A 1,468-nucleotide genomic window follows, 5' to 3' on the forward strand; every position below is an offset into this window, starting at 1 on the left:
GTCGCGTACGCGGCGGCCGCGCAAACGCGAGCCGGGCCGCGAACGGCGCATGCTCGGTCTCGCTTCGCTCGAAAGACGTGGTTGAGGTGTGCTGGGCGCGTCGGTTGCGGAGCTGGCTACTCACTGCGCGCGGGAGCGGTGCTCGCTGGTGGCGTGGGCATGGTTACCCGGCCGGGGGATCACCAGCGAGGGGGCGACCGTTGCGGTCGATGTTCGACTGCTACCCGCGAGTAGGGGATCGGTGGTTGCCCGTTACGCTGCACCGCATGCCGTATCTGGAACGCCAAGGTGAAGTGTTCGTCGTGTACCTCGGCGCCGAGGGACAGGCGGACAGCGAGAACCGATTCCACCCGGACTGGATCGACGCGTTGCACGGGCTGCTGGACGAGGTCGAGAGTTCCGTGGGGCCCGCCGCGCTGGTGACGACGGCGACCGGGAAGTTCTTCAGCAACGGTCTGGACACCGATTGGCTGTTCGGCAACCTGGACAAGATGCACGGCTACCTCGACCGCGTGCACTCGCTCTACACCCGCCTGCTCGCATTCCCGCTGCCGACCGTCGCCGCGATCAACGGCCATGCCTTCGGCGCGGGCGCCATGCTGGCCACCTCACACGATTTCCGGGTGATGCGCGCCGATCGCGGCTTCTACTGCCTGCCCGAGGTGCACCTGGGCATGCCGTTCACCATCGGGATGAACGCCCTGCTCACCGAGCGGCTGAGCAACCAGGTCTGCGTACAGGCGATGACCACCGGCCACCGCTACCCGGCCGACGAGGCGATCGCCGCGGGCATCGTGGACGACAAGGCCGAAGCCGACGAGCTGCTCGCGACCGCCGTCCAGCGGGCGGCGGCACTGGCGAGCAACCGCAGGCCCAACCTGCCGGTGATCAAGCGCGCCCTACACGCAAAAGCGCTGGCCGGCCTCGCGGTCCCGACAACCCCGGAAAACCTGGCGTTCGCCACGAACTGACCCGCCTTCACGGACAGCCCAGGTCCGCGCGGCCACCTCATACTGCCGTCCGCGTCGGCCGATGAACGGGCTTGCAGGGCCCCGTCTGGGCCCGCCGCGGCACAAGACGCACACGCTTCAGACGGCTTGTGAACCGGCCCAGCAGTGAAATCCCGGGTCGCGCAGGTGGATCGCCACGCACGGAACTGCCTGGGCTTTGCGAGACCGAGCATCCACCGTTCACGGCCCGGCTCGCGAATATCCAGCACCGCAGGCGCTGGAACGCCGAACAGCCCGTCTCGCGTTCGCGGAGCCGCAGCGGCGAAGGAGTAAGCGCGGCATTCGGGCCGAGCCGATAGCCGAGCCACCATAACCGCGCGCATTTGGTGGCGAGTTCCGATACCGACGCGCCCAGCGCACCGCAACCACGTCTTTCGAGCGAAGCGAGACCGAGCATGCGCCGTTCGCGGCCCGGCTCGCGTTTGCGCGGCCGCCGCGTACGCGACGAAGGAGCAAGC

At 68.7% G+C, this 1,468-nt stretch carries 1 protein-coding gene; it reads left to right on the top strand.

Annotation, left to right across the window (positions count from 1 at the left end; genetic code table 11):
* Window positions 1–266 precede the first annotated feature (266 nt).
* On the top strand, window positions 267–971 hold the full coding sequence (locus tag ACWEH3_RS36050) for an enoyl-CoA hydratase-related protein (RefSeq protein WP_450026948.1): 705 nt from the start codon (window positions 267–269) through the stop codon (window positions 969–971).
* The last annotated feature ends 497 nt before the right edge of the window (window positions 972–1,468 follow it).

This window comes from Nocardia sp. NPDC004718 (assembly GCF_053601535.1).

Excerpts from the sequence above, each read along its gene's own strand:
- ACWEH3_RS36050 (WP_450026948.1), top strand. The coding sequence starts at position 267 with ATGCCGTATCTGGAACGCCAAGGTGAAGTGTTCGTCGTGTACCTCGGC.